This window comes from Nocardioides sp. NPDC127514, from assembly GCF_040302125.1.
Classification (GTDB): Bacteria; Actinomycetota; Actinomycetes; order Propionibacteriales; family Nocardioidaceae; genus Nocardioides.
Window position 1 is genome coordinate 48,252 of sequence record NZ_JBEORF010000033.1, and the last position, 24,293, is coordinate 72,544.

Annotated in this window: 21 protein-coding genes and 1 pseudogene; 7 read left to right on the top strand and 15 right to left on the bottom strand. The window is 66.6% G+C overall.

Annotation, left to right across the window (positions count from 1 at the left end; genetic code table 11):
* Positions 1-172 precede the first annotated feature (172 nt).
* From ABTX24_RS23870 to ABTX24_RS23925, 12 genes are all read right to left on the bottom strand, one after another.
* Positions 173-418, bottom strand: coding sequence for a hypothetical protein (locus tag ABTX24_RS23870; protein ID WP_350843158.1), 246 nt, complete (start codon positions 416-418; stop codon positions 173-175).
* 715 nt (positions 419-1,133) lie between these two features.
* Positions 1,134-2,423 (bottom strand): MFS transporter, encoded by a 1,290-nt coding sequence (locus tag ABTX24_RS23875; RefSeq protein WP_350843160.1) that lies wholly within the window; start codon positions 2,421-2,423, stop codon positions 1,134-1,136.
* Between the two features lie 955 nt (positions 2,424-3,378).
* Positions 3,379-3,738: a VOC family protein gene (locus ABTX24_RS23880; RefSeq protein WP_350843162.1), complete on the bottom strand. Its 360-nt coding sequence runs from the start codon at positions 3,736-3,738 to the stop codon at positions 3,379-3,381.
* A complete protein-coding gene (locus tag ABTX24_RS23885; RefSeq protein ID WP_350843164.1) occupies positions 3,731-3,889 on the bottom strand; it encodes a hypothetical protein in 159 nt (52 codons plus the stop codon). Before ABTX24_RS23885 ends, ABTX24_RS23880 begins: the two co-directional genes overlap by 8 nt.
* On the bottom strand, positions 3,879-4,547 hold the full coding sequence (locus ABTX24_RS23890) for a Crp/Fnr family transcriptional regulator (RefSeq protein ID WP_350843166.1): 669 nt from the start codon (positions 4,545-4,547) through the stop codon (positions 3,879-3,881). The genes ABTX24_RS23885 and ABTX24_RS23890 overlap by 11 nt, the downstream gene beginning before the upstream one ends.
* 40 nt (positions 4,548-4,587) lie before the next feature.
* Positions 4,588-5,112, bottom strand: coding sequence for a flavin reductase family protein (locus ABTX24_RS23895; RefSeq protein ID WP_350843168.1), 525 nt, complete (start codon positions 5,110-5,112; stop codon positions 4,588-4,590).
* Positions 5,109-5,960, bottom strand: coding sequence for an alpha/beta fold hydrolase (locus ABTX24_RS23900; protein ID WP_350843170.1), 852 nt, complete (start codon positions 5,958-5,960; stop codon positions 5,109-5,111). Before ABTX24_RS23900 ends, ABTX24_RS23895 begins: the two co-directional genes overlap by 4 nt.
* Before the next feature lie 31 nt (positions 5,961-5,991).
* Positions 5,992-7,146, bottom strand: coding sequence for an LLM class flavin-dependent oxidoreductase (locus ABTX24_RS23905; RefSeq protein WP_350843172.1), 1,155 nt, complete (start codon positions 7,144-7,146; stop codon positions 5,992-5,994).
* 30 nt (positions 7,147-7,176) lie between these two features.
* On the bottom strand, positions 7,177-7,977 hold the full coding sequence (locus tag ABTX24_RS23910) for an alpha/beta fold hydrolase (protein WP_350843173.1): 801 nt from the start codon (positions 7,975-7,977) through the stop codon (positions 7,177-7,179).
* 611 nt (positions 7,978-8,588) lie between these two features.
* Entirely contained in the window at positions 8,589-9,284 is a 696-nt protein-coding gene (locus ABTX24_RS23915; RefSeq protein ID WP_350843175.1) for a Crp/Fnr family transcriptional regulator, read from the bottom strand.
* Between the two features lie 255 nt (positions 9,285-9,539).
* Positions 9,540-10,418, bottom strand: a complete 879-nt coding sequence (locus ABTX24_RS23920; protein ID WP_350843177.1) for an MBL fold metallo-hydrolase — start codon at positions 10,416-10,418, stop codon at positions 9,540-9,542.
* Positions 10,419-10,662: 244 nt separating this feature from the next.
* Positions 10,663-11,781: an LLM class flavin-dependent oxidoreductase gene (locus ABTX24_RS23925; protein WP_350843179.1), complete on the bottom strand. Its 1,119-nt coding sequence runs from the start codon at positions 11,779-11,781 to the stop codon at positions 10,663-10,665.
* A 407-nt stretch (positions 11,782-12,188) separates the two neighbouring features.
* On the opposite strand from ABTX24_RS23925, the gene ABTX24_RS23930 reads away from it, so the two are divergent.
* Positions 12,189-13,124: an alpha/beta hydrolase gene (locus tag ABTX24_RS23930; RefSeq protein WP_350843181.1), complete on the top strand. Its 936-nt coding sequence runs from the start codon at positions 12,189-12,191 to the stop codon at positions 13,122-13,124.
* A 186-nt stretch (positions 13,125-13,310) separates the two neighbouring features.
* Here ABTX24_RS23930 and ABTX24_RS23935 read toward each other — a convergent pair whose 3' ends face one another.
* A complete protein-coding gene (locus ABTX24_RS23935; protein WP_350843183.1) occupies positions 13,311-14,045 on the bottom strand; it encodes an IclR family transcriptional regulator in 735 nt (244 codons plus the stop codon).
* A gap of 240 nt (positions 14,046-14,285) precedes the next feature.
* Between ABTX24_RS23935 and ABTX24_RS23940 the strand changes: the two genes are divergently transcribed.
* The 4 genes and pseudogenes from ABTX24_RS23940 to ABTX24_RS23955 all read left to right on the top strand — a co-directional run.
* Positions 14,286-15,497: an FAD-dependent monooxygenase gene (locus ABTX24_RS23940; RefSeq protein WP_350843185.1), complete on the top strand. Its 1,212-nt coding sequence runs from the start codon at positions 14,286-14,288 to the stop codon at positions 15,495-15,497.
* A 14-nt stretch (positions 15,498-15,511) separates the two neighbouring features.
* Positions 15,512-16,558 carry a maleylacetate reductase gene (locus ABTX24_RS23945; RefSeq protein ID WP_350843187.1) on the top strand — a complete coding sequence of 349 codons (1,047 nt, stop codon included), beginning with the start codon at positions 15,512-15,514 and terminating at the stop codon, positions 16,556-16,558.
* Positions 16,555-17,508, top strand: a complete 954-nt coding sequence (locus ABTX24_RS23950; RefSeq protein WP_350843189.1) for a hydroxyquinol 1,2-dioxygenase — start codon at positions 16,555-16,557, stop codon at positions 17,506-17,508. Before ABTX24_RS23945 ends, ABTX24_RS23950 begins: the two co-directional genes overlap by 4 nt.
* 93 nt (positions 17,509-17,601) lie before the next feature.
* A pseudogene (locus ABTX24_RS23955) lies at positions 17,602-18,110 on the top strand (transposase); the annotation flags it as partial.
* Here ABTX24_RS23955 and ABTX24_RS23960 read toward each other — a convergent pair.
* On the bottom strand, positions 18,076-18,255 hold the full coding sequence (locus ABTX24_RS23960) for a hypothetical protein (protein ID WP_350843241.1): 180 nt from the start codon (positions 18,253-18,255) through the stop codon (positions 18,076-18,078). The pseudogene ABTX24_RS23955 and the gene ABTX24_RS23960 sit on opposite strands and share 35 nt — an antisense overlap.
* 97 nt (positions 18,256-18,352) lie before the next feature.
* Positions 18,353-21,910 (bottom strand): MobF family relaxase, encoded by a 3,558-nt coding sequence (mobF, locus tag ABTX24_RS23965; protein WP_350843190.1) that lies wholly within the window; start codon positions 21,908-21,910, stop codon positions 18,353-18,355.
* 819 nt (positions 21,911-22,729) lie between these two features.
* Here mobF and ABTX24_RS23970 point away from each other — a divergent pair.
* Both ABTX24_RS23970 and ABTX24_RS23975 read left to right on the top strand, forming a co-directional pair.
* Positions 22,730-23,338 (top strand): hypothetical protein, encoded by a 609-nt coding sequence (locus tag ABTX24_RS23970; protein WP_350843192.1) that lies wholly within the window; start codon positions 22,730-22,732, stop codon positions 23,336-23,338.
* A gap of 344 nt (positions 23,339-23,682) precedes the next feature.
* Positions 23,683-24,288 (top strand): hypothetical protein, encoded by a 606-nt coding sequence (locus ABTX24_RS23975; RefSeq protein ID WP_350843194.1) that lies wholly within the window; start codon positions 23,683-23,685, stop codon positions 24,286-24,288.
* The last annotated feature ends 5 nt before the right edge of the window (positions 24,289-24,293 follow it).

Below are 24,293 nucleotides of genomic sequence, written 5' to 3' on the forward strand. Positions count from 1 at the left end.
GAATAGCCCGCAGCGAGCCTCGAGCTCCACGTCAAAGCGGGCGATCTGGGCCGCAAGACCGGCCGTGGTTGGTACGTCTACGACGCGGACAGCAAACAAGCTGTCCGTCAACCCATGGAATTGACCCCCACTACGGAGCAGCACATCTGAGACCCAGAGATCACCGACAAGATCAACGCATGGCCCATCCTGACTTCAGGCCCGAGTCGGCAAATTCCCAGAGGCTGTGCGTGGAGTCGTCTGCGTAGTCGGTGTAGGTGTACGGGTTGTCGAGCACCTTCGACTCGGGGAGGCCCGGGTGTATTCCTCCGACCCACTCCTCCTCGCCCAGCTCGGCACGCAGATGGTCGACGGTCTGCTCGACGGCCGTGCGGGCCTGGGCCAGATCGATGCCGACCAGGTGGCCGTCGTACCTCACGACGCGACCGCTGACGACGACTGTGTGTACGTCCGCGCGCTGGGCCTGGAAGACGACGTGGCTGCATCACCGGTTTCATCGGAGCGCGTTCCGCACCTAGTCGAGGTCGAAGACGCGCCCTGGCCCTCCTCGATCTTGCGGCGCGCGATCCCCACCACCAAACGCCAGCTCGGCCCCGTCGCCCGCTCGTTCCTGCACGCCGTAGAGTTCAACGCCGCCTCCGTTGCCATGCCCAAGTGTTGGGCGAGCGCATCTGCCTCTGCCTCGTGCGCCGGGTCGGCTACGACTTCAATCTCTAGGCGGTGCGCACTGGCCCCGCTTGGCACGGCATTGCCGCCTTCAAGCGGGCAGAGCGGTTAGAGATGGTGCCGGAGATCCGGGCGACGAAAGCCGGGAACCTGGCCAAGGAGGCGCCTCGCGTCCATGGCTTAGGGCGTGGCCATCGTTGCGGCGTACGCCTCGACTCCGACCAACGCCAAACGGTCGAGCACTTCGCCACCTATCCGACACGGCCGCTGGCGGCGCCCGACATCCCGCGCGACTTCGGTCGGCCCCCGCCCCGTCAAGGCCAGCAAGAGCACCAGATGCTCGGCGGACGCACGGAGAACCTCCACAAGATCAAGTCCTCCGTGCGAAGGACCGCCACATCACCAACGACTGGCTCCAACCCGGCGCGCGCGAGGTCGCGCCCGCCGACAAGGCAGGTGGCCAAACGCTACCGGAGAGCGTCTCTAGAACTTTCGCGCATCGTCCACACGAACACCACGCTGATCAGTGCCGCGAGGACCAGATACGCGGCCGGCGCGACGGAGAACCCGGTCGCCCCGATCAGAGCCGTTGCCACTAGCGGCGTGGTACCGCTGAAGACGGCCGTCGCGATCGCGTACGGCAGACCCACCGCCGTGGACCGCACCTGGGTCGGGAACAGCTCACTGAAGGCGGAGGGGATGACGCCGGAGAAAATGGAGATGGGGATCCACAATAGGAGCTGACCCAGCAGGACGTTCACGAACCCGCCCGAGGACATGAGGGCGAACGCTGGGAAGGCCAGCGCGATGACGAGGACACAGCCAGTGATGAGCAAAGGCCGGCGTCCCCAACGATCCGACCAATGCCCCGCAACGGGGACGCCCATTGCACCCAGAACCAGGGCAGTCAGCACCGCCGGGTACACCTCCGCAGGAGGCTGCGCCTGGACGACCAATAGGTAGGACAGGACGAAGGCGAGGGCAATGTAGCTGCTGATCGAGAACACAAGGCCGATCCCGAGGAGTCGAACCATTCCGCGCCACTGCGCACGCACCATGGCGGCCATCGAGGAGTCGTCAACCGTCCCCTCTTTGCGGGCGACGACGAAGGCAGGTGTCTCTGATGCCTTCGACCGCAAGTACATGCCCACCAGTAGCAGCGGGAAACTCAGCAGGAAGGGCACCCTCCAGCCCCAGTCCGCCATCGCCCCAGCCGGAAGGATGTTGGTGAGGGTGTACACGAGGGCGAGGCCCAGGGCGAACCCGAGGTTGGCCGTCAGGTAAGTGAGCGACCCGTACAGACCGCGCTTACCCGGCGGGGCCACCTCCACGAAGTAGGACGTCGCGGTGCTGAACTCACCGCCTACTGAGAGGCCCTGGACGAATCGCGCGACCACGAGCAGGATCGGCGCCGCGATCCCCACCGAGGCATAAGTAGGCATGAACCCGATGAGCACGGTGGCGACGCCCATCATGGCGATCATCAGGATCAGGGTGATCTTGCGCCCGCTCCGGTCGGCGAGTCGACCGAAGACTGCAGCGCCGACCGGCCGCGCCACGTAGCCGACCGCGAAGGTGGAGAACGAGGCCAGCAGCGACGTCAGAGAGTTCGATGACGGGAAGAACAGGCTCCCGAGGATGCTGGCGACAGAGGCGTAGACCGCAAAGTCATACCACTCCAATACGTTACCGGCGCTGACAGCAATTATGGATCGACGGTGGCGGCGCCGGCTGGTGGCGTCCTGGACGATCGCCATGGGGGGTGTTGAGGACACAGTGATTCTCCTAGCGTTTGGGGGTGCGGACGCAGTCCAGCCCGTAGCCGATCCGGCGGTCAACGCTGGAGTGATGCAGGTCTCACTGTCGTGTGACGCGAGTCACCCAATCGAGGTGGTCAGTGGTTGGCCACGGACCGATCGAAGGGCTCAACTCAGGTTCGGGGTCATAGACCACGCTGCGGGCAAGACCCGCGCGCCCATGCCGGAGAGCGATCGCCTCGCCGACCCAATCGTGGGAGCCCGGCCCCTAGCGACGCAGCCGTCCGCCGGTCGCAACGGGGCAGTTGCCGTGGCCGTCCGGTACGTTTTCCACTGCGCGGGCGACTACGCCGTCGCTGAGTCACCCAGATGCTGAGCTGGCTTTGGGCGGCACGCTGAATGGCTGGGCGTGGAAGGCAGCAGGACGCGACTCAGCCCCGCGTGATCGATCTCGCGTTGCGATGTGTCGAGGTACGCCCGCGCGGGAATGCGAGCGCGTGAGTCGGTCTGCTCTCACGCACGAACTGGTGGGAGAGGGGCGACCGGGCCCGTCAGCAGCTCATTGGGCCGAGGGACAGCGCGCTGGTGAAGCTTGCGACGATGCTGACCGCGCTGCCGGCGGGCCAGGGCCTGCGTCACGGCCACGGCGGCAGTGCCTCTGCGAAATCCGTCCGAGGCCCGGGATCGCCGAAGCGGCTCGCGGTGCGGGCTGCCAGCTCCTCGCCCGCCGCAGCGTTACCCGGCGCGGGCGTGAATCTGCCCTCGGCAGACGCCCACCTGGGCGCGCCCGCAACCGGGTAAGGGCTGGCGCCGAGTCTGCGCCCCCGGCGGCAGTTCCTGCACGCCAGCCCGGAGGGCGTCGATACTCAGGCGCGCCCTCAGGCCCGTCCACCGGTACCGCGGGGCGCCGGTGCGCAGAGCCCGGCAGCAGGCTCGGTGGCAGGGACCGACGCCGTCAGGTCCCGAAGGCCGTGTCGTAGACGACGATCGCGTTGCCCCAGGGGTCCGCAATCACAGCGCGGGTCTCGTGCGGCCCGTCGTGCGGGGCGAGGATCACAGATCCCCCGAGCTCCTGGACGGCCGCGAGCGTCGAGGCTACCGACTCGACCATGAACGAGGCCGCGACGACGCCGCCGGTGACGTCCTCCTCTGGGCCGACCAAGGCCAGAGTGACATCTCCGCAGGTGAGCGCTGCGTAGCGGTCGCCATCGATGAACTTGGTGTCCAGGTGGAAAGCGCCTCGGTAGAACGCGGTGGCTGCCGAGACATCAGCGACGGGGTGAAGAACGTTGCGGATCTTGGGGTGGTCACTCATGGGTGTCCTCGCGGTTGGGGGTGACGTAGGTGAGGCTGACGGGCCGCAGCTCGATACAGTTGTCCCCACGCACGTGGGCGGCGTTGGCCTCCCGGCTGTCCGGGCGCGACAGGTCGAACGCCAGGCGCCCGACACTCGGGTCAGGCCGCACCCGAGGCGATGCGATGCAATGCGCTGGGGTTGATGATGCGAAGGCCATAGGAGTCTCGTTCAATCACGCCAGCCTCCCGCAGCTTTCGCAGTGCCCGGGCGACGACCTCGCGTACCGATCCGATCGCGTCGGCTATCCTTTGCTGGTCGACGTGGACCACGAGACCGGCGTCAGAGTTCTCCGCGAGGTCGAGCAAGTGGCGGCACACGCGCTGCTCGACGGTCCCGAACATGGTCTCGCCCAGGAGTTCGACGACCTCGAAGATAGTCTCGCAGGTCTGCTGCAGCAGCAGCCAAGCAACAGTGGTGTCGGTCGAGGCCAGCCGGCGCAGCGTGTCGACGTTCAACATCGACATCTCGCAGTCGGTCACGGCAAAGCCGGCGACCGGGGAGGCGTCAGCGATGGCCGCCGGCAGGCCGAGGACCTGGCCCGGGCCCGCGTAGCGGACGGTCGCGGCCCGGCCGTCCCTCGAGACCACCGTGGCGCGGGCCTGTCCGCTGTGGACCAGGAACAGCCGCGGCGGGCCAGACGGGGCGTTGATCGTGTGTCCGGCAGGCACGTTGATGACGAAGGCGTCACGCAGCATCGCGTGGCGCACCTCGGGCGACAGGACCGAAAAGTAACTGCTGTCCCACGCCTGTCGCGTCGCTGCGTACATCCCACCGCTCACGTACACCCCCGACGAACCGGACCGCACCCTAGACTCGCGACGAAGTCGACGTCAGGTCCACCGCCGTACTGACGGTGCGGCCCCTATAGAATAGCAGTGGCGCGACGTGGTCGAAGTGCTCGGCCGCGAGCACCCGGCCCACCGCGATGTCGTGGTCACCGCCTGGGTGGACGAGTTCGATGTCACATACCAGCCGGGCGACTGCCCCCGCCAGGTAGGGCAGGCCGTCCTCCGAGTCGACCAAGGCGACGTCGGCGAACTTGTCCCCGCCCGACTGGGCGAACGACCGAGCCAGAGCACCCTGGTCGGCGGCGAGGATGTTTACCGCGAACTTCCCGGTCGCCCGCAGGTCTGGCCAGGTCGTCGAGGTCGCCGCGGGGGCGAACAGGACCAGTGGCGGATCCAGCGACAGCGAGGTGAAGGAGTTCACGGCCAGTCCGCGGGGTGTGCCGTCAGGGGCGGTTCCAGTGACAACCGCGATACCGGTCGCCCAGTGACCGCAGACACGGCGCAGCAGGTCAGGGGAGACGGCAGTCGTGGGCCGGCTTCTCATCGGGCTTCCTTTCGGAACCTGCGGTCCAAGAACGACACGAGGTCATCTCGGAATCGAAAGTGATGCTCGATGTTCGGCAGGTGTCCGCACTCGGGGTACGTCAGCAGTTCGGCATCGGGGATGCGGGCAGCGAGCTCGTCGGCGTAGCCCGGGACCCGGAGCGGGTCGTTCTCGCCAGCGACGACCAACGTCGGGATCGTGATGGCCTCGTAGCTGGTGTCGTCCTGCTTGCCGATGTCGACCGTGCCGGTCACACCGGGGGGTCGAAGACGCGCCGATGCGACACACTGCCACGCCCCTGGGACGAGGCTGAGCTCATGGCGCCACTTGACGTACTCGGCGTCGTCCGCAATGTCGGGGTGGTACATCACCGTTCGAAGGATGTGGGCCATGCCCGACTCGGTCAGGTCGTAGTCGAGGATTTGGCGCCGCGCCTCGTTGTCCGGGACGAAGCCACCACCGCTGACCAGCACGGCGGCTGCGGCGCTGAAGGTTGGAGTCGTCGCAGAGATGTCCTTCGCCAGGTAGGTGCCGCCCATCGAGTTTCCGACGAAGGCGGCTGGGCCCAGGTCGAGCGCCGCGACAGTTGCAGCCATGTGGCGCATGCGTCGCCCGGTCGGATCGGCGAAGTCCACGACCTTGTCGGAGCGGCCGTAGCCCAGCCAATCGGGTGCGACGACGCGATATCCGTGATCGGCGAGGTACGGAATGAGCTCGGACCACGAGCTCTCGGCGCAGGCCCCGTACTCTCCGGAGTGGAGAAGAACAACGCTGGGTCCCGATCCCAGCTCGAGGACGTGTGTCTCCAGGCCATCGACCACGAAAGTGTGGCTGGTGGGTGCGTTCATCTGTGTGCTCTCCTTCTTGACGGCGATGGGATCAGGCGAGTGCTGGCTGGGTGGTGAACATGTCGTTCAGGGCCGGCTTCACCTCCTCTGCGAACAGCCGGATGCCGCGGACGGTCTCGTCGTGATCGAGGAAGCCGGCCTGGCCGTGCAACAGGAGGTGTCCGAAGCCACCCACCCGCTCGTAGAACTTCTCGATCTGCCCGCGTACGGTTGTCGGCGACCCAGCGAAGACGATCCCGTTGTCGATGAGTTCCTCCAGGGTCATCGACTTGAAGTCGTAGGGAGAGCCTGAGCCGGCCAGACTCGCGGCCCGCGCGAAGTAGGGCGTGTATCCCGGCGGCTGGACGAACTCGGACGGGACCTTGTTCGCCTTGATGTACCACATGAGCTTCCGCGCGCCCTCCAGCCCTTCTTCGTCGGTCTTGCCCGTGTAGACGAGGGCGGCATAGGCGAGCTTGTCAGTGACCGGGTCCAGCTTGCCTGCCTCGAGCTTCCGGTCACGGTAGGCCTGGAACACCTTGCGAGTGCCCTCGTAACCGGTCAAGAACGAGGCGATCGTGAAGTCATTGTCGGCGATCCGAGCGGCGCTGCCGGGGCTCAGTGCGGTCACCCACATCGGAGGGGTCGGCTCCTGGTAGGGACGCGGACAGATGTTGACCTGGCGGTGCTGGAAGAACTGTCCCTCCCAGTTGAACGGGCCGTCGTGAGTGGTCCACGCCTTCTTGATCAGCTCGATCGCCTCCCACATGCGGTCGGCCATCATCACCGGCTTGCTGTTGGTGGCCGAGATCTCGTACGGGACGCCGCGCACGAACCCGACCTCCAGCCGGCCGCGGCTGAGCACGTCGACCATCGCCATCTCCTCGGCGACGCGCACGGGGTCCTTGCGGTTCGCGACGGGGTTGCCGAGGACCAGGATCCGCGCGTCCTTGGTGATGCGGCTCATGATGCCGGCAATCACAGGCGCTGCGGGATCCATGCAGGTCGGGGTGCTGTGGTGCTCGTTGATCATGATGTTGATGCCGGACTCGTCAGCCACCTGCCACTCGGCCAGGTATCGGTCCCACAGAGCTGCTGCCCGCTGAGGGTCGATGAAGCTGTTCGGGAACGTCACTCGCACCGAGTCGAAGGTGTCCTCGTCGGGCAGGTACGGGTAGGCAGTCTCAGTGAAGTGCCAGAAGTGCATTGGTGGATCTCCTCTAGCTCGGTGTGACCTTCAGGCGGAGTGCTCGAGGACGAGCTTGGTCAGAGTGATGGGCTGCTCGACCTGAGGGCGGTGGCCGGCGTGATCGATGACTTCAAAACGGGCATTGGGGATGGACTCGGAGTAACTGCGGCCGTAATCGACGGTGACGATGCCGTCCTGATCGCCCCAAGCGACCAGCGTCGGCACCTCGATCCTGGACAGCCATCGGCGCAGCCGGGGGTTGTACAGATAGGGCTCCCACGCGTAGAGGGCGAGGGCCTCTTCGTTGCGGGCGATGCGCAGCACGTCCTCCCGCGGGGCCTTGGTCAGGTCGCCGGGGGCGAAGCTGGGGTCAGCGAAGACGCGGGAGTTCATCTCGTCTCGAGACATCGCGAAGACGTCGGCGATGTCACGATCGCTGGGACCGCCCACCTTGATACCGAGAGTGTCGACGAGGACGAGCCGACCGATCCGCGAGGAGTCGCGGGTCGCCATCTCTGCCGCCACCCAGCCGCCGAACTGCAGCCCGACGACGATGACGTCGCGGAGGTCGAGGCGCTTGATCCATTCGAGGTAGAGGTACGCGAGGTCCTCGACGGAGTCACACCAGTCAGGGCGGGGCGAGTAGCCGAACCCGGGGTGGCTCGGGGCGAGCACGTGGAACTGCTCGGAGAGGGAGCCGATGAAGTCCATGTCCGCCTCCCGGCCCTCCACGCCGTGGAGCACGAGCACGGTCGTCCCGGTGCCACTGCTGTGCACGTCCAGGGGGACGTCCTCTCCAGAGACTCGGGCCACAACCGTGCCGTCGTTCTCGTCAACCAGCGTTAGCATGCGTGCGGTCCTTTCGATTGGATGGTTCTGATGTGCGAGCGCCGACTCCGCTCGTCGTGCGCGGCGGGCAAGTCGTCGGTGAACAATTCGCCGCTTCGTCTCCACCACTTGGTCCAGGTCGAGTTGCTCCATGACATCCGGCGCGGCGCCAGCACAGATGCGGTCCTTGTCGTCCGCGACGATGACCGGGCGACTGTGCCGCAGCGCATTGAGCGCGCCACCGACGTCGTTCGTCGGAGCGTAGGCAGTCACGGGCATCTCCTTTCCATAGCGCCTATCGAATCCGATAGGGCGTCAGGTGTCGGTAACCTGCGTAGGCAGCCCGAGTGACCAAAAGCACACGGCCGGTACTCCCGGCTCGGCGCCAAGAGGCGGTCTCGCTGGTCCTACTCGCAGCCAGTGCAGCCCGGCGCCGCCTGCAGGGTCCGGGTTGGCGAGGAACTCCGTCGATCGGTCTAGTGGAGCCGACGCCGGTCGAGCGACGTGCAGCTCTTGGCGCCCCTGGAGAGCCACGCGACGGTCGACGTCATCTACCGTCGAGATGGGGAAGGCTGGCGGTTCGGCGTCGCGGGCATTGCGGCGGCCCCGCCGCCATCACAGTACTGAGGTCCTCAGACCTCGAGCTGGGTGGGTGTTCCGGAGGCGATGCGGTGCAGGGCGCTAGGGCTGATGATGCGAAGGCCGCGGGAATCGCGCTCGAGCAGACCCGCCTCCCGCAGCTTCCGCAGCGCACGAGCCACGACCTCGCGCACCGATCCGATGGCGTCGGCGATCTCCTGTTGGTCCACGTTGACCACGAGCCCATCGTCGGAGTTGTCAGCCAGGTCGAGCAAGTGGCGACACACGCGCTGCTCAACGGTGCCGAAGATGTTGTCGCCCAGTATCTCGACGACCTCCAGCGCGATGTCGGAGATCTGCCGCAGCAGCAGCCAAGCGACGGCGGCGTCGGTCGAGGCCAGTCGACGCAACCTCTCGACGTTCAGCATCGACATCTCGCAATCGGTCACGGCGTAACCGGCGGTCGGCGAGGCGCCGGCGATCGCCGCTGGCAGACCGAGGACCTGACCTGGACCGGCGTAGCGGATGGTCGCGGCGCGCCCCTCCTTCGACACCACGGCCGTGCGGGCCTGACCTCGGTGGATCAAGAACAGGCGTGGGGGCCCATCTGGAGCGTTGATGATGCCGCCGGCCGGCACGTTGACCACGAAGGCATCGCGAAGCATCGCGTGGCGCACCTCGGGCGAGAGGGCCGCGAAGTAGCTGTTGTCCCACGCCTGACGCGACGCTGCGGTGTGCCCACCGTCCATCAACACCTCCGAAGTGATCGACGTCACTCTAGCCCTGGACGACATCACGTGCCACCTGCCGAACCTCGATGGCGGCCCCGCGACGTGGCCCCGCCGGCGGAGGAGCTCGCCGCCGAGCGAGCCGTCATCCGGTGGGTTCTCCGTCGGGCAGGAGGTATCCCTGGCAGCACCCAGGATGCCGGGCAATCGGCCCAGGGTGGCAGCAACAGCCCAAGGCCCGTTGGTGGCTTGCGACGGCTCATCGGCTCGTCTCGATCAGGTCCCGGAGGGAACCAGCATGAAGGAGTCACCGTCGCGCCGGATGTAGTTGCCTGTGGGTGTTCCGAAGTGGGTGCCCAGGACCAAGGTCGAGGTGTCGGCGTACTCGTCAAGGAACGCTCGTCGCGTCTCGCGGGCGTGCTCGCCTGCGGTGTCCATCTGCACCGTCCACTCAGATCGACCCACCTGCACCTGTGCGTGGAACACGTCACCTGAGATGATCGCCGTCTGGTCGCCAGAGTGAAGGAGGACAGACATGTGCCCGGGTGTGTGGCCCGGCGTGCTGAGCAGCGTGACGCCCGGCACCAGCTCCCGGTCGGGCTCGACCCAGTCGACCAGGCCGGCCTCGACGACAGGTGCGATCGAGTCGAGGTACACCTCGGGGATGTCGATCTCAGTCTCGGCGAGCTGGCTAGAGCCCGTGGCGACGGAGGGGTCGTTCACGTACGCCGTCCAGTGATCGTACTCCTTGCGGGCGAAACAGTACCGGGCGTCCGGGAAGGTCGGGATCCAGTGGCCGTCGACGCGCTGCGTGTTCCACCCGACGTGGTCGGTGTGAAGGTGCGTGCAGAGCACGAGGTCGACGTCCGCGCGGGGACATGCCTCGTCCAAACGCCCTAGGAAGTCTGTGTCCAAGTTGTTGAACAGGTCCCAGTGACGGCGCTTCCCGTTGCCGACGCCCGTGTCGACAACGATCTTGTGCGTGGGCGTCTCGACCAGGAACGAGTGGATAGAGAGCCCGACCAGGTTGTCGCGGCGGTAGGTCGGCGACAGCCACCGCAGCTGGTCAACGGCCTCGCGGGTGCACTCCGGCATGATCGTCAGCCACATCTCGATCGGGAGCCATCCGCCGACCTCGGGGATCTTCGTAACCACAATGTCGCCAATCTTCCACCGCTCCACGGTTGTGCTCCTTCAAGGTTCGAGGTGGCCTACATCACATCGAGCGGGATGGCTGGCGTCAACGGGTCGCGGACTAAAGTCACACCCAAGGGTCCGCACCAGCCCCCGCGGTCACCTGCGACCGGGCGCGGTGACGAGGGGAGTCACGCGCTCGACGAGCTGCCCAAAGCCGATGGGCCGCCGGGCCCGCCTCGCAACTGCTCCGCGGCACCGACGCTCAGGCGGGGGGCTGCGGTGCTGGTGCGCGAAGACCGCGCTGCTCAAGCCTCGGAAGCACGTCACGGGAGAACGAGGCAAGACCTTCGTCGTAGTTCAGCCAGGTCAGCAACACGCCGTCGATACCGGCATTGCTCAGCATCTCGAGTCGCTGGGCGATGGTCTCCTCCGTCCCCACGAGCGGGAAGCCGCCTGCGCTCGCGGCGAAGCGCTGACGCATGGCGGCGTACGCCTCGGGGGGCATCATCTGGCTGTTCACCTGGAGCAGCCGGAGCCACGCTTCAACGCTCTCCGTGTCCTCGTACTCCACCGAGAAGCGATGGAGTTCGTCCTGCGCCGCGGAATCAGTGTCGCGCTGGACGACGACGCTGTGCGTCCAAACGCGCACGGCGCGGCCGAACCTGTCGTGGGCGGCCGCCTTGTATGCCTCCACCTGGTGCGCGATCTCCTTCGGGTCCTCCGACCCCACCACCACGAAGCACAAGTCGGCGTGCTCGGCCGCGAAGTCCATTCCTCGCGGCGACCCTGCGGCGTTCATGATCGGGACCTGTGCCTGCAGGGGCTTCGGGCTGGAGGTCCCGCCCACGACGTCAAAGAAGTTTCCGTGGTGGTCGAACTCAGTCTCCTCCGTCCACAACCGTCGCAACACTGTCAGCCACTCGGCCAGATGGTCGTAGCGCTCGTCGTGCTCGCGCATAGGAGCTCCGAACATCTCGAGCTCGGCCCGGTTCCAGCCGCCGACCACGTTCAGCGAGAAGCGTCCACCCGATATGTGGTCGATCGTCGCGGACTGCTTGGCGGCCACGATCGGGTGCATCGAAGGCGCATGCGACGTGGCGAAGATGCCGATGTTGCTCGTCACCGACGCCAAGCCGGCCGCCCATGCGAAGGGATCGAGGACGGTCCCAGTCTTGTGGCCGGGGCGGTTGTCCGCGTAAGCCTTCCAGCGCGCGTACGGGACGATCGCCTCGAGCCCTGCGGCATCGGCCGCCTTCGCGATCCTCAAGGAGAAGTCCCACGACATCTCGTGGGCCTCCGGCGCCATGGTGAGTGATGCGCCATGGCCATTGGTGCAGAACAGACCCAGCTTGAGGGTGTTGTCGCCGAAAATCGGATTCAAGAACGTTCCTCTCGAGACAGACGGAGTCACCCACGGCGGGTGATTCCTGCAGAGTCGAGACGCTGCTGACATGCTTGTCGCGTCGCCCGACACTCGAATGGAAGCACGTCGGCGCCACACCACAGTGACCTGCGTCACATGCAAGGGGTACTCAGGTCACGCTGAACAACAGGGGGCACGCCAGCCGGACGACCGACGCTCACAGAACGTCGGCGCTTCCCGGTTACAGGCGGGAAGGTCCGTGGCGGTCCTGAGCGAAGTGACCTAGGTAGTCATCGGCAGTGACTCAAGTCCGTCCTCGCGTGAGGCAGCCTTGACCCACACGGCCACCTGTCGCCACTGTGACCGACGTCGCACCGAGTTTGAGCGACAAGCCCACACATTGGCCCGTCGACCTGGGAGACCTCATGCCGATCGACCCCTCCGCCCAGGCGGTACTGGACATGCTCACTGCACCCGGCGTACCGCCATTGGAGTCGCTGCCGCCCGCCGAGGCGCGGGCTGCCTATGAGGGGATGAGTGCGTTGGCCGGCGAGCCGGAGACGGTCGCGCGCACCGAGGACCTCGACGCAGGCGGTGTGCCCGTGAGGGTGTACTGGCCACTTGGTGCTGGCCGGGAGAGCCGGCCAGTCATGGTGTGGATCCACGGTGGCGGGTTCACGATGGGCAGTATCGATGGGTACGACCCGCTCACCCGGGCTTTGTGTGCCAGGACCGGCTGCCTCGTCGTGAGCGTTGGGTATCGCCTCGCGCCGGAGCACCCATACCCGGCGCAGATCGACGACGTGTTGACCGCCGCCCGCTGGGTGCAGACCAACATCGATCAGCACGGGGGCGACCCGAAGCGCATGGTGGTGGCCGGAGATTCAGCCGGCGGAGCGCTCAGCGCTGTCGCCGGAATTCAATTGCACGGAACGTTCTTGCTCCAGGTGCTGCTCTACCCAACGACCGACCTCACGCTGTCGCAACCGTCGATGGATGAGAACGGTAAGGGCTACCTCCTCACCCGCGCCGGCTGCGAGCACTTCAGGGCGAACCTGGGCGATGATCTCGACTACGCCGACCCGCGGATTTCGCCGCTGTTCGCAAGCCAGGAGCGGCTGGCAGGAGCGCCTCCAGCCCTCATCCTCACCGCCGAGTTCGACCCGCTGCGTGACGAAGGAGAGGCGTACGGCGCTCGTCTGATCGAAGCCGGCGTGCCTGCGGAAGTTGTCCGTTTCGACGGGATGATCCACGCCTTCTACGCCCTCGGTGCGATGATCCCTGCTGCCGGTCGCGCTCGCGATCTTGTCGTCGCAGCCGTGCAAGAGGCGACCAGACGACCAGACCCGGCAGTCGGGTGAGACAGACGGCTTCCTCGGGTGCCGTCGTATCGTTGGACATGGGGCTTGTCGTCCGCGCTCGGGGGTTTGGTGCCCACCACCAGACTGCCCCCAAGGATTGGCAATCACACTGCCGATGACAACGGCCGCGTTCGTTGAGCGAATGAGGGTCCGGCAGGTTTTCTAGGCCGGAGTCGGCGGCCCACCTTAGTTCTCGCGTACGCGGATCCCGGGACGCCACCCGAGCGCGCGCGACAGCCCTAGCGCGCTGGTGATGACCGAGGGCAAAGCGGATTGCGACCGTACCGTTTCGGAGCGCACGACCACGGACAGGGCTGCGACGACCTGACCGTCGCTGTTGAGGACACGGGCCGCGATCGAGTCGGCGCCCTGGGTCAGCTCGCCGCGCACAAGCGCAAAACCGGTACGCCGACACTCCGCGAGCTCCCGTCGGAGGACCCGTTCGTCTGTAACCGTCTTCGCGGTGTACTTGCGCAGCTCGCCGTCGAGGACCTGGTCCGCCAGGCTCGGGCCGGCGTGGCTCAGCAGGACCTTGCCGACGCCAGAGCAGTGCAGTGGCAATCGGCCGCCCACCTGCGAGACGAGTCCGAGCGCCTTCGGTGCAGATAGTCGCTCGATGATCACCGCCTCGTCCCCCTCCAGCACCGCGAGCTGAACGTGCTGGTTGAGAGCCGAGTACAGGTCCTCCATGTACGGCTGGGCCATCGTCCGCAAAGATTCGGTCAGCGGCGCCAGGGTGCCGAGCTGCCACAGCCGAAGGCCAACGGCGTAACGCCCGCTGGGACGCTGCTCCAAAGCTCCGGCTCTGACGAGCTCGAGCACCAGTCGCCGCGCCGTCGGGTGAGCCAGGCCCGTCCGCCGTGCCAGGTCGGCCAAGCTGAGCTCTGTCGCGCCAGGCTCGAACGAGAACAGCAGGGCCAAGAGACGCGAACTGACACTTCTGCCTGGCTCACTGGTGCGCGGCACTGTCCCTCGCCCCTTCGCGGCTCGCCACGGATGTCGATGTTCGTTCAATGACACATTGTGCCCGCTGGCCCATGTGCTCGGGGCAACATGCTCGCATGGGGCGCCCGGTGGAAAGCCCCTGCGACAAGAGCCGCCCAACGAGTGGCGACCGACGAACCCAGCGACGACCACCCGAGGCGAGCAAGGAGCTTGAGAATGACAGCACGTACGACCGTCGCACTGAGGATCGCGATCCTTGGTGGCGGCATCGGCGGACTGGCGGCCGCCGCCTTCCTGCGGCGCGAGGGCCTGACAGCGACTGTCTACGAGCAGGCCACCCAGATCGCCGAAGTTGGCGCCGGCCTGGTGGTCGCCCCCAACGCGGCTCGCCAACTGCGCAGGCTCGGGGTACTCGACGAGTTCAGCAACCGCGCGGTCGTGCTCAAGACCGGATGGGAGTTCCGGCGCTGGGAAGATGGCGCCGTACTGTCGGCTGAGGACCTCGCTGCCTCGTGCGAGCAGCTATACGGTGAGCACACCTACACTGCCCATCGCGCCGACCTGGTCGCGGCAATCGGGTCCCAGGTTCCGGCGGAGTGGGTCCGCCTCGGCCACAAGTGCACGGGGCTGGACGCGAGCGGTGCCGCGCTGCGACTCGAGTTCGCCAACGGGACCACGACAGAGGCGGACGTCGTCGTCGGTGCCGATGGCGTGCACTCTGTCGTGCGCAACGCGCTGTTCGGCGTCTCCCCCGCGACCTACTCCGGCATCTGCGCGTTCCGAGCGCTCGTGCCTGCAGGGCGGGCGCCGGAGTTCGCCCGCCGACACGCCCAGACGCTCTGGATCGGGCCTGGGCACCACTTGGTCCATTACCCGGTCTCCGGCGGCGAGTACGTCAACCTGGTCGCCTTCGCCCCAGCCGGCGACTACACCACCGAGTCGTGGACCGCGACAGCGACGGTAGAGGAGTTCCTCACCGAGTTCGAGGGCTGGGATCGCCGCCTGACCGATCTGATCCGGGCAGCCGGGACCCCCGGACGGTGGGCGCTGCTGGACCGGGAGCCCCTGACCCACTGGTCCCAAGCTGGTGCCACGGTCCTGGGGGATGCAGCTCATCCGATGTTCCCGTTCTTCGCCCAGGGCGCTGCCCAGGCGATCGAGGATGCCGCCGTGCTGGCACGCTGCCTGGCCGAGGGCACCGATGCGCCGGCCGCCGCGCTGCGCAGGTATGAGGAGATCCGGATCCCCCGTACGACCCGGCTGCAGACGGTGAGCCACGGCCGGGCGCACATCAACCACCTGCCCGACGGCCCCGAGCAGAAGGCTCGCGACATGGCGTACGCCAGTGAGGACCCGCTCGTCGTCAACGGCTGGATCTACGATTACGACGCCGAGGCAGAGCTCCAGAATGCCGTGGCCGCCCGGTGAGGTTCACGCACGAGATGCTGCCCCATCGCGTCGTCTTCGCCCGCGGCGAGGCTGCGCTGGCGGTCGCTGCGGAGGTCGAGGCGCTCGGCGCCTCGCGTGTGATGCTGATCGCCTCCGAGCGCAAGGCAGCTCTGGCCGACCCGATCGCGGCCACGGTCCCTGTGGCTGTCCGCCACGAGGAAGTCGTCATGCATGTGCCGGTCGAGGTCGCGGAGCGCGCCCGCAAGGTCGCCGCGGAGCATCGCGTGGACGTCCTGGTCTCAGTCGGCGGTGGATCGACGACAGGGCTCGCCAAGGCCGTCGCACTGACGACCGGGCTGCCGATCATCGCAGCGCCGACGACGTACGCCGGTTCTGAGGCCACCAGCGTGTGGGGATTGACCCAGCCTGGGCCCGAGGGTGGGACGAAGACGACTGGCGTGGACGCCCGCGTCCTCCCTGCCAGCATCGTCTACGACGCCTCACTCCTGACGAGCCTGCCCGTGCAGATGACGGTCGCAAGTGGCCTGAACGCGATGGCACACTGCGTGGACTCGATGTGGGGCCCACAGGTCGACCCGATCGACCAAGCGCTTGCACAAGAGGGCATCCGGGGCCTCGCAGCAGGGCTGCCCGCCGTCGCCGTCGACGAGGCGAGCATCGACGGCATCGAACAGACCCTGTACGGCGCATACCTGGCCGCTGTCTCCTTCGCGTCCGCGGGGTCGGGAATGCACCACAAGATCTGCCACGTGCTGGGCGGCATGTTCAACCTGCCTCACGCCGAGACCCATGCGATAGCGCTCCCCCACGTGTTGGCTTTCAACGCCCCGAACGCTCCCGGGGCCGAGCGCCGCATCGCGGCAGCCTTCGGCAGTATGACGGCAACCGAGGGACTTCGCTCGCTGCGCGAGCGACTCGCCGCGCCACGAGCCCTAAAGGATTACGGGATGCCGGAAGACGGCATCGCCAAGGCGGTCGACCCGATCCTGGCCGCCGTACCCGCGAACAACCCGACCCCCGTCAACGCCGACAACCTGGCCGCGCTGCTGCGCGCGGCCTGGGAAGGAGACCTGCCGTGAGCAGTGCCAATAGCGAGACCGAGACCCACCCGGAGCCCAGCTCGGCCCCGACCGACGCCCACCTCGATCGGGAGGTCTCCCCGGAGCAGCGAGCCGTGGAGCAGCGGCTGGTCGACAACGTAGTCTCGTCCTTCGACGCCTGCGAGGACTCTCGGCTACAGGAGCTGATGGTCTCCCTGGTCAGGCACGTGCACTCCTTCATCCGGGAGAGTCGGCTGACCGAGGAGGAATGGGGCGCCGCAATCGACTTCCTCACGAAGGCTGGGCACATCACCACCGCCGTGCGACAGGAGTTCATCCTCCTATCAGACATCCTGGGCGCCTCGATGCAGACCATCAACGTCAACAACCCTGCCTACGCAAACGCCACCGAGGCGACCGTGTTCGGACCGTTCTTCATAGAGGACTCCCCCGAGATCACGAACGGCCAGGACATGGCCTTCAGCGCTCCGGGCGAGCCCTGCTGGGTCGAGGGCACCGTCACCGACATCGACGGCAACCCGCTCACCGGTGCCCGCATCGAGGTCTGGGAGGCCGACGAAGATGGCCTCTACGACGTGCAGTACGACGCCGCCAAGCGTGCCGCCCGGGCACACCTGTTCAGTGCAGCAGACGGGACTTACCGATTCTGGGGACTCACGCCTACGCCCTATCCGATCCCGAACGACGGCCCGGTCGGGAATATGCTTCAGGCTGTCGGCCGCAGTCCACTCCGTGCCTCCCATCTACACTTCATGGTCAGCCACAGCGGGTGCCGCACGTTGGTTACCCACATCTTTCCCGCTGGCGACCCGATCGGACGCAAGGACGCCGTCTTCGGCCTCAAGGACTCCCTGATCAAGAAGTTCGACAGGCAACCTGCAGGCACACCCACGCCGGACGGCCGCGCCCTGGATGGCACCTGGTCGAGGGTCCGCTTCGACATCGTCTTGGCCCCCGCCCCCACGTGATCGGCCCGGAGCGCGTCCGCGAGGCAAAGACCGCCCGGTGCACCGCAATGCGACCGGGAACCTCGACGGGCTCGCCGGTCTTCTCCACGATGACCTGCGGTTCGGGCATGCCTCCGGGCAATGGGACGAAGCAGCAGAACCTCAGCAAACTCCGCGACGGGCGACTGGCCTATCCGGCGATGTCATCGACGGATGACCCATGCCCACCCTCTTGCAGGGAGTCCTGACTTCGAGGCCTGGCGTCGATGTCGGACCGGAGCCCGCATCCTCCTCGAAGTCGGTGACGGATCCTCGTTCCCGACCAGCGGTCACCTGGCCGCCTACGACGGACTGGTCCCGTGACTCGCCGATCCGGGCGCAGCATCCGCGGCGAACACCCCCAGCCGGGCCGGCAGCAAACAACAAAAAGTGCGTTCTTCTTGGCCGCGTTCGCGGCGCTGCACGACCCGACCCGCCGGACCAACAACGACCGCAAACGAGCGGACGGCGAGTAGCACAATGCCGCGCTGGTGTGCCTGGCCCGTCGACGCTTCGACGTATTTCACGCCATGCTCAAACACGGCACCCTCAATCAAGACCGGTCAGCACGCGCTGCGGCTTGACGAAGACCATAGGGACACCCCCGTTTACCAGGCAGTCCGGGATGCTCATCGAGCCGATGCTTGCAACGACTCCGTCCTGCACCAGCTTTCGTGCAGCTGCGGCAGCTGTCACTGCATGACCAGCACCGTCTTCGACGATAAGCACTTCACGGCCTAGCCGGGTTGGAGACTTCGCAGGACGCGGGACCGCCCACGTCAGCGGGATGTAGCACAGCCTTGGAGGTGAGTCTCGTGAGATCGTTTCAGGACAGGTCCAGGCGACTAGCGACCTCGGGTGGTGGCATCGGCGCCGACGTCCGTGTCGAACCAGGCGCGCGGGCGGCGATCGCCGTTGCACTGCGCTGGGCGGCCAGTGCTTGGCGTCGGTCGGCGTACTCGGCTTCGGTTCGAGGGCCTGGTCCGAGCGGGAGGTTGCTGGTGATCCCGTAGCGGTCTCGGTAGGCCACGACGGTAGCGGCAGAGGCCAACCAGTCATGTAACGCGGACGGGGTCGACGGCGGGTCTCCAAGGCGATGGAGCCACGCTGGGCGGGCTTCAATGGCAGCTTCGATGAGCTCGGCGGCACGGTTCTCGATCACACTCTTGCGCTGGTCCAGCGCTTGTCTCATCTCGGGTGCCATCGAGCCGGAGGCCTCGGGGATCAGGCCGGCGATGAAGGTCTCGCATGTTGTGTCTGACGCCGGTTTCACCTCACTGGCGTCTATCGAGAGGCGAAGACGGTGTTGAAGGACGGCGCCGATGTCGTCTGCGTCGCTCAGGTCGCCTCGGTCGACTAGGTTCGGGAGCAGGCGGTCGACGTTGTGGCCGCGGGCTTCGGCTCGGCGTAAGGCTGCGGCCAGAGGGCCGGACGAAACGGCGGAGATGGCTGACTTCGATTGTGCCTCGTCGAGACCGCAGGATCGTAGGAGAGCTTCCCAGCGTGGGCGTTGGGCTGCGGCCGCGATGGTGTCGTACTCGGCGGCGAGCTGGGCGATGGACGTCCAGGCCTCGCTTTCGGCTGCGATGGTCTGGTGGGCGGAAAGCTCGGCGCTAGAGCGCCGGAGGATGCCGTAGAGAACCGTCCGGGCATTCACATCGTCACCGGGCGGCGGACTGGCGTGGGTCTCATCGGACTGGTCCAGGGCGACGTAGGCCTTGTTGGAATGGCGTCCTCGGGTCATGGAGACGTACAGGCTCTCTCTGGTCGTTCTCGCGGAGATGAGGACGTGGGCGGTGTCGACGGTGACGCCTTGGGCGCGGTGGGCGGTGATGGCGTAGCCGAGATCGACGTGCTCGGCGACGTACTCAGCAGGGAGGGTGATCGCGGCGGCGTGTCCGTTCCGGCGGGTGACGGTGAGACTGCCGTCCCTGCTGACCTTGTCAATGCGCCAGCGGTCACCGTTACGTGCCCAGACGCCGCGCACGGCGCGGAGGCGGCGGTCGTTGCGGCGGGTGATGACCAGGTCGCCCGCCGAGGCCGGTTCGCCGCTGGCGAGGGTGACCTCGCGCGAGGCGGGTGTCTGGCCGGTGAGGATGCGTCGGGCTCGGGCGCGGGCGTTGAGGGCGTGCATGGTCTCGGTCGAGTCGGTGACCAGGATGGTGGCCAGGCCGTTGGCCTGGTCGACGCTCCAGGCGGCATATGCGGCCTCGAGCATGTCCTGGGTGGTGCCGTCGTGGAGGCGATCGTGGTGGGCGTAGGCGGTGATGGCTTCGAGGCGGCCGACGCGGAGGTCGACGCTTGCGGCCCGTTCCCAGTCGTGGGTGAACCGGTGGATCTCGGTGAGCTCCGCGACATCGTTTCGAGTCGCCGCGAGCATGGCGAAGGCGCCGCCCGCGTCGATGGACTGGAGCTGAGCCCAGTCCCCGACTAGGAGCACTTTGGCACCGACGGTCGCGGCGATGCCGGTGACCTGATCCAGGGTGTTGGTATCCGCGAGGGTGGCCTCGTCGATGACCACCAGCTGACCGGGACCGAAGGCGCAGGTACCGACGGAGTAGTCGTGAAGCCACTTCGCCGTGTTCTCGCACGCAACGCCGAGGTCACCGGCGAGCACCTCCGCCGCAGCAGCGGATGGGGCGAGCCCGACGACACTGCGACGACCGTGCTCCCGGGTCCAGGCGAGGAGTAGTGCGTGCATGGTGGTCGTCTTTCCCGCTCCTGCTGGGCCGACGAGTAGGTCGACCTGGCGCCGGGATGTCGCGATGGCGGTGATCGCCTCGGCCTGGCTACGAGTCAAGCGGCGGCCGTCATGGCAACGCCTGGCGACAGCAGCGACCGCTGCGGCGCTCACCACCGGAGCACTGAAGTCATTGGCGCGGTCCAGGAGGCGGTCCTCGGCAGCCATCACGCCGGCCGAAGAGTAGATCGTGCCGTGGCGGGGACGGAAGACCGAGGTGCCGTCCTCGCGCCGGAACTGAGGCGGACTCGCGGCAAGCTCCGGCGGCGTAAGAGCCACCGAGTTTCTCTCCGCGGACTCGACCACTCGCGCGACCACCGTCTCCCGCTCAGCTGCGCTCGAGAATCGCAGGTGCATGGCCTGACGGGAAGCCTCAGCCCACAGGTTCCACCGGCGCCAGGTCGCCCTCTTCCTCGCGACCTCCGCCACGACGACAGCACCGATCTCGTCCACAGCCCCGGCGGGGATCTGGTCGGCGGAAGCGAACCTTGGCGTGTTCGCCGAGGCCACTGACCGCGCCCAATCTGTCGCATCACGGCCCAGGAGACGCCCTGCTCGGCGACGCCAGTCTGTGGTCAGGTCCTCAAGCGACTTGACTTGCTTCTCCGGACGCGTGGCTAAGGTCGCGTTGGCACGGATCACCACGATCGCAGCGTTGTTGGGTCGCCGCCCGTGCCGCTGGACGTACGCGTCGATCATCCGCTCCTTCTCGTCCTCGATCACCCGCGTGCGACTGGAGAACTCCTTGATCAACGCCTCGCCGACCCCGATGATCTCCCATTGAGGGTTACGGTCGATGCCTCTCCCCCGCTGCTCCCAACCCAACCCAAACATGCCGGTCAGCCGGTCAGCGAGCACTGCGTTGTAGTGCGCCGACACGGCCGTGACGGCGGCGTGCATCGGCCTGCTGTCCAGGCTGCGCCACCGGCCATCGAGATCGGCCCGCACCTTGTTGGAGATCACCACATGCGTATGCAGCTGCGGATCATTCGCACGCGAGTCCCAATGGTCATACGCTGCCGCGATGATCCCACGAGTCGCGACCTGCGCCACCGCCCCATCCGCGTTGGCCACGCCAGCGCGGGTCGCGGCAACCTCACGCTCGATCAAGTCGACAACATCGGCAATCGCTGCATGGTGTGCCGCAACGATCAACTCCTGGAAATTCGCATCGGCCACGCCCCACAACACCGAGACCGACTTCGGGACACTGAACGTGAAGTCGTAGCCGGCCACTGCGCGCCGACCCGAGTGCGCCTCCTCGGCCTCAATTCGTGAGATCTCAATAGCACGCTCGCCGACCGAGAGGTCCGAGTCCAGGTCGCGTACGCGTTCATCGACTCTCTCTTGGGTCGGTTTGTACTCCGGGTAGATCCGCCCCAAGGGATCACCCGTCACCGGGTCACGACCAAGCCCGATCAACAACCCCAGCTGCGCCTCCGTAACCTGCGAACCTGCCACGATCCGCCCTCCCCCGACATCAGGCAATCCCGATCCGAGCCACCGCCCCGGCGGCGTACCCACCTCGGAGTAATAGCGAGTCAGCGGCGTGGAAAGCGAACGGTTGCCATCGCCCGTTGCCACACTCCGAAGGAGGTACTTGTAACCGTCACCGGCGTGCATCACGCGCATCGACACCGTCATCGTCACTACCTCCCTGATGCCGAGGTGCACACGAGGGTCCGGAATCGCAGAGCCGTCCTCGATCTGCCAAACGTGTGCCGCTGAAGAAGGGTGGGGGATCGGGTCTCGGTGAGGCTGAGAATGGCGAATCGCCAACGGGGAGGCCAACGGCCCAGCCGCAGCTGTACGACCACATCGGAGTTAGACAACTTGTAGTCGACCCCATCGTTCTTGTCAGTGTCATGAGTCCGGTCGACCTCAGCCCGGCCGTGAGTCAGATCGCAAAGGGACACGTCGCGAATGATGTCTCGTCGAACCTTCACCGTCAGTTGGACGAACACGCGCTCGACCTGACTCGTTGACCCACCAGTCGACTCCGAGCGGCCGATTCCCCACGGTGGCGCCCAAGAGAACGCGCCGTTCGTCGCCAAGCCGGTTCCCGTTCGGATTTTTCTAGTACTTCGTTCGCGTTCACTTTTCGCGCCGACGGGGCGAAGCCGGATCGGTTCCAGGTAGGCACCCTCGCGATCGAGACGAAGGCGTGAGAGACATTGGGGGAGCATCGCGCTGACCAGCGCAAACGCTATGCACCCCCGAGTTGCTCCCCCGTTAGTAAGCCTCGCAGGGGGAGCAAGGATGCGACAGGATGGCGAGCGCCACCCAGCGGCGCGACTCGCGTTTCGGTCGTGTAACTGGATGACATGACCACGAAATTGGCAGTTGCGTAAAGGGAAACTACAGGTGCCTAATAGATCGATACGCAGAAATCTTGGGCCCTCGGTCCGGAACGATGCACAGCCTCGAAGAGCCCCAATCGACTCGTCGAGGAAGATGAAACCAATGATGCGACCCCGCCGAATTCCGATCGTCGCGACTTGCGTTCTGGCGCTTGCCGCGGTCACCTCGTGTGCCCAGAGCGACCCCAATACGTCGCCGTCAAGTCCGCCGGCGCACAGCACGACAGAGCCGACCGCGGCTCAAACGTCCGACTCCGAAGCCGCCGGGAAGGCGGCGACGACGACCGTTCATAGTTACTACGCGATGCTCGATCGCCTTCGCCAAGACCACAGCGAGTCGATCGACGCGCTGTCCAAGGTCGAGACGAGCACGCAACTGAGCGCCGACCGCCACCTGCTGGAGGGTGAGCGGTCGAAAAAGCTGCGCCAGGTCGGAGACACAGAGGTGGCTGACACGTCGGTCGAGAGCGTGAACCTCGACAATTCCGACCCGAAAGCGGGGAAGGTGCCGACCGTGACCGTCGACGTGTGTTGGGACGTCAGCGGTGCCGATCTTATCGACGCCAGCGGCAAGTCGGTGGTTAGCCCAGACCGCGCCGACATCGGGTGGACGCGCTACATCGTGGCCAACTACCACTACCACACCGACCCGCTGACCGGTTGGCGTATCGCCTCCGCACAGGATCTCAAGCAGCCACCATGCGAATCTTGATCCGAGCACTCGTCCTGGTCTGCGTCGCCGCAGGCCTGGCGGTGCTCGGCCTGGGCCATGCGTACGCAGACACGGTCTGCCGAGTCACTGATCCCCTCACAGGACAGTGCAAACTCTCCGTCGAAGTGCCCGGTGGCAATGGCGGGTCTGGTCACGACGATCAGACCGGGGATGACGGACCGAAGGACACGGGTAGCGGCCACTCGTGCTACTTCGACCCCTCCAAACAAGGCGTGCCGGGAAGCGCGGCGACAGTACGGTGCAGTTCGCCATACGGATCATGGTCGAACGCGTACAACTGCTACATCCAGCCATCGCAGCCGCCCCCGCCTTCAGGTGATCCGGTGTGGAAGGGACACGAGCCTGGTGACGGGTCGGTCTACGACTGCTTCCAGCCGCAGACCAACCTGCTTGTCCAGATCTGGGCCGCCACGCCACCACCCGGCGCAGCAGCCGGACCGAGTCCGCGCGAGGTCGCGCAGATGGCTGTCGAGAAGCTGAACCTCAAGGCGATCGATATCGGCATCACGCCCGAGCCCGGACCGGACAGCGTCGGTCTCGTGGGGATGCCGGTGTGGCTGTGGGTGAGGTCGCCGGACAGTCGTACCTTCGGTCCTGCGACGGCGTCGGCATCGGCAGGTGGGATCACGGTGACCGCGACGGCGCGGGTGCGTGTGATCACCTGGGACATGGGAGACGGCACCATGGTTGAGTGCCGCACCGCGGGGACGCCATATGAGGCGTCTTTCGGGAAGAAGGCGTCGCCGGACTGCGGCCACGTCTACAGGTTGTCCTCTGCGAGGGAGTCGGGCGGGACGTACACCGTGACGGCGACCTCGGCGTGGGTGATCACCTGGCAGGGAGCTGGACAGACCGGGACGATCCGGCTGGACGGGTTGAGCCGTTCGGTCGAGATCACTGTCGGGGAAGCGCAGGTGCTCGTGCGGTAGCCGGG

Excerpts from the sequence above, each read along its gene's own strand:
- ABTX24_RS23875 (WP_350843160.1), bottom strand. The coding sequence starts at position 2,423 with ATGGCGATCGTCCAGGACGCCACCAGCCGGCGCCGCCACCGTCGATCC.
- ABTX24_RS23880 (WP_350843162.1), bottom strand. The coding sequence starts at position 3,738 with ATGAGTGACCACCCCAAGATCCGCAACGTTCTTCACCCCGTCGCTGAT.
- ABTX24_RS23890 (WP_350843166.1), bottom strand. The coding sequence starts at position 4,547 with ATGTACGCAGCGACGCGACAGGCGTGGGACAGCAGTTACTTTTCGGTC.
- ABTX24_RS23895 (WP_350843168.1), bottom strand. The coding sequence starts at position 5,112 with ATGAGAAGCCGGCCCACGACTGCCGTCTCCCCTGACCTGCTGCGCCGT.
- ABTX24_RS23900 (WP_350843170.1), bottom strand. The coding sequence starts at position 5,960 with ATGAACGCACCCACCAGCCACACTTTCGTGGTCGATGGCCTGGAGACA.
- ABTX24_RS23905 (WP_350843172.1), bottom strand. The coding sequence starts at position 7,146 with ATGCACTTCTGGCACTTCACTGAGACTGCCTACCCGTACCTGCCCGAC.
- ABTX24_RS23910 (WP_350843173.1), bottom strand. The coding sequence starts at position 7,977 with ATGCTAACGCTGGTTGACGAGAACGACGGCACGGTTGTGGCCCGAGTC.
- ABTX24_RS23915 (WP_350843175.1), bottom strand. The coding sequence starts at position 9,284 with ATGGACGGTGGGCACACCGCAGCGTCGCGTCAGGCGTGGGACAACAGC.
- ABTX24_RS23930 (WP_350843181.1), top strand. The coding sequence starts at position 12,189 with ATGCCGATCGACCCCTCCGCCCAGGCGGTACTGGACATGCTCACTGCA.
- ABTX24_RS23940 (WP_350843185.1), top strand. The coding sequence starts at position 14,286 with ATGACAGCACGTACGACCGTCGCACTGAGGATCGCGATCCTTGGTGGC.
- ABTX24_RS23945 (WP_350843187.1), top strand. The coding sequence starts at position 15,512 with ATGCTGCCCCATCGCGTCGTCTTCGCCCGCGGCGAGGCTGCGCTGGCG.
- mobF (WP_350843190.1), bottom strand. The coding sequence starts at position 21,910 with ATGACGGTGTCGATGCGCGTGATGCACGCCGGTGACGGTTACAAGTAC.
- ABTX24_RS23970 (WP_350843192.1), top strand. The coding sequence starts at position 22,730 with ATGATGCGACCCCGCCGAATTCCGATCGTCGCGACTTGCGTTCTGGCG.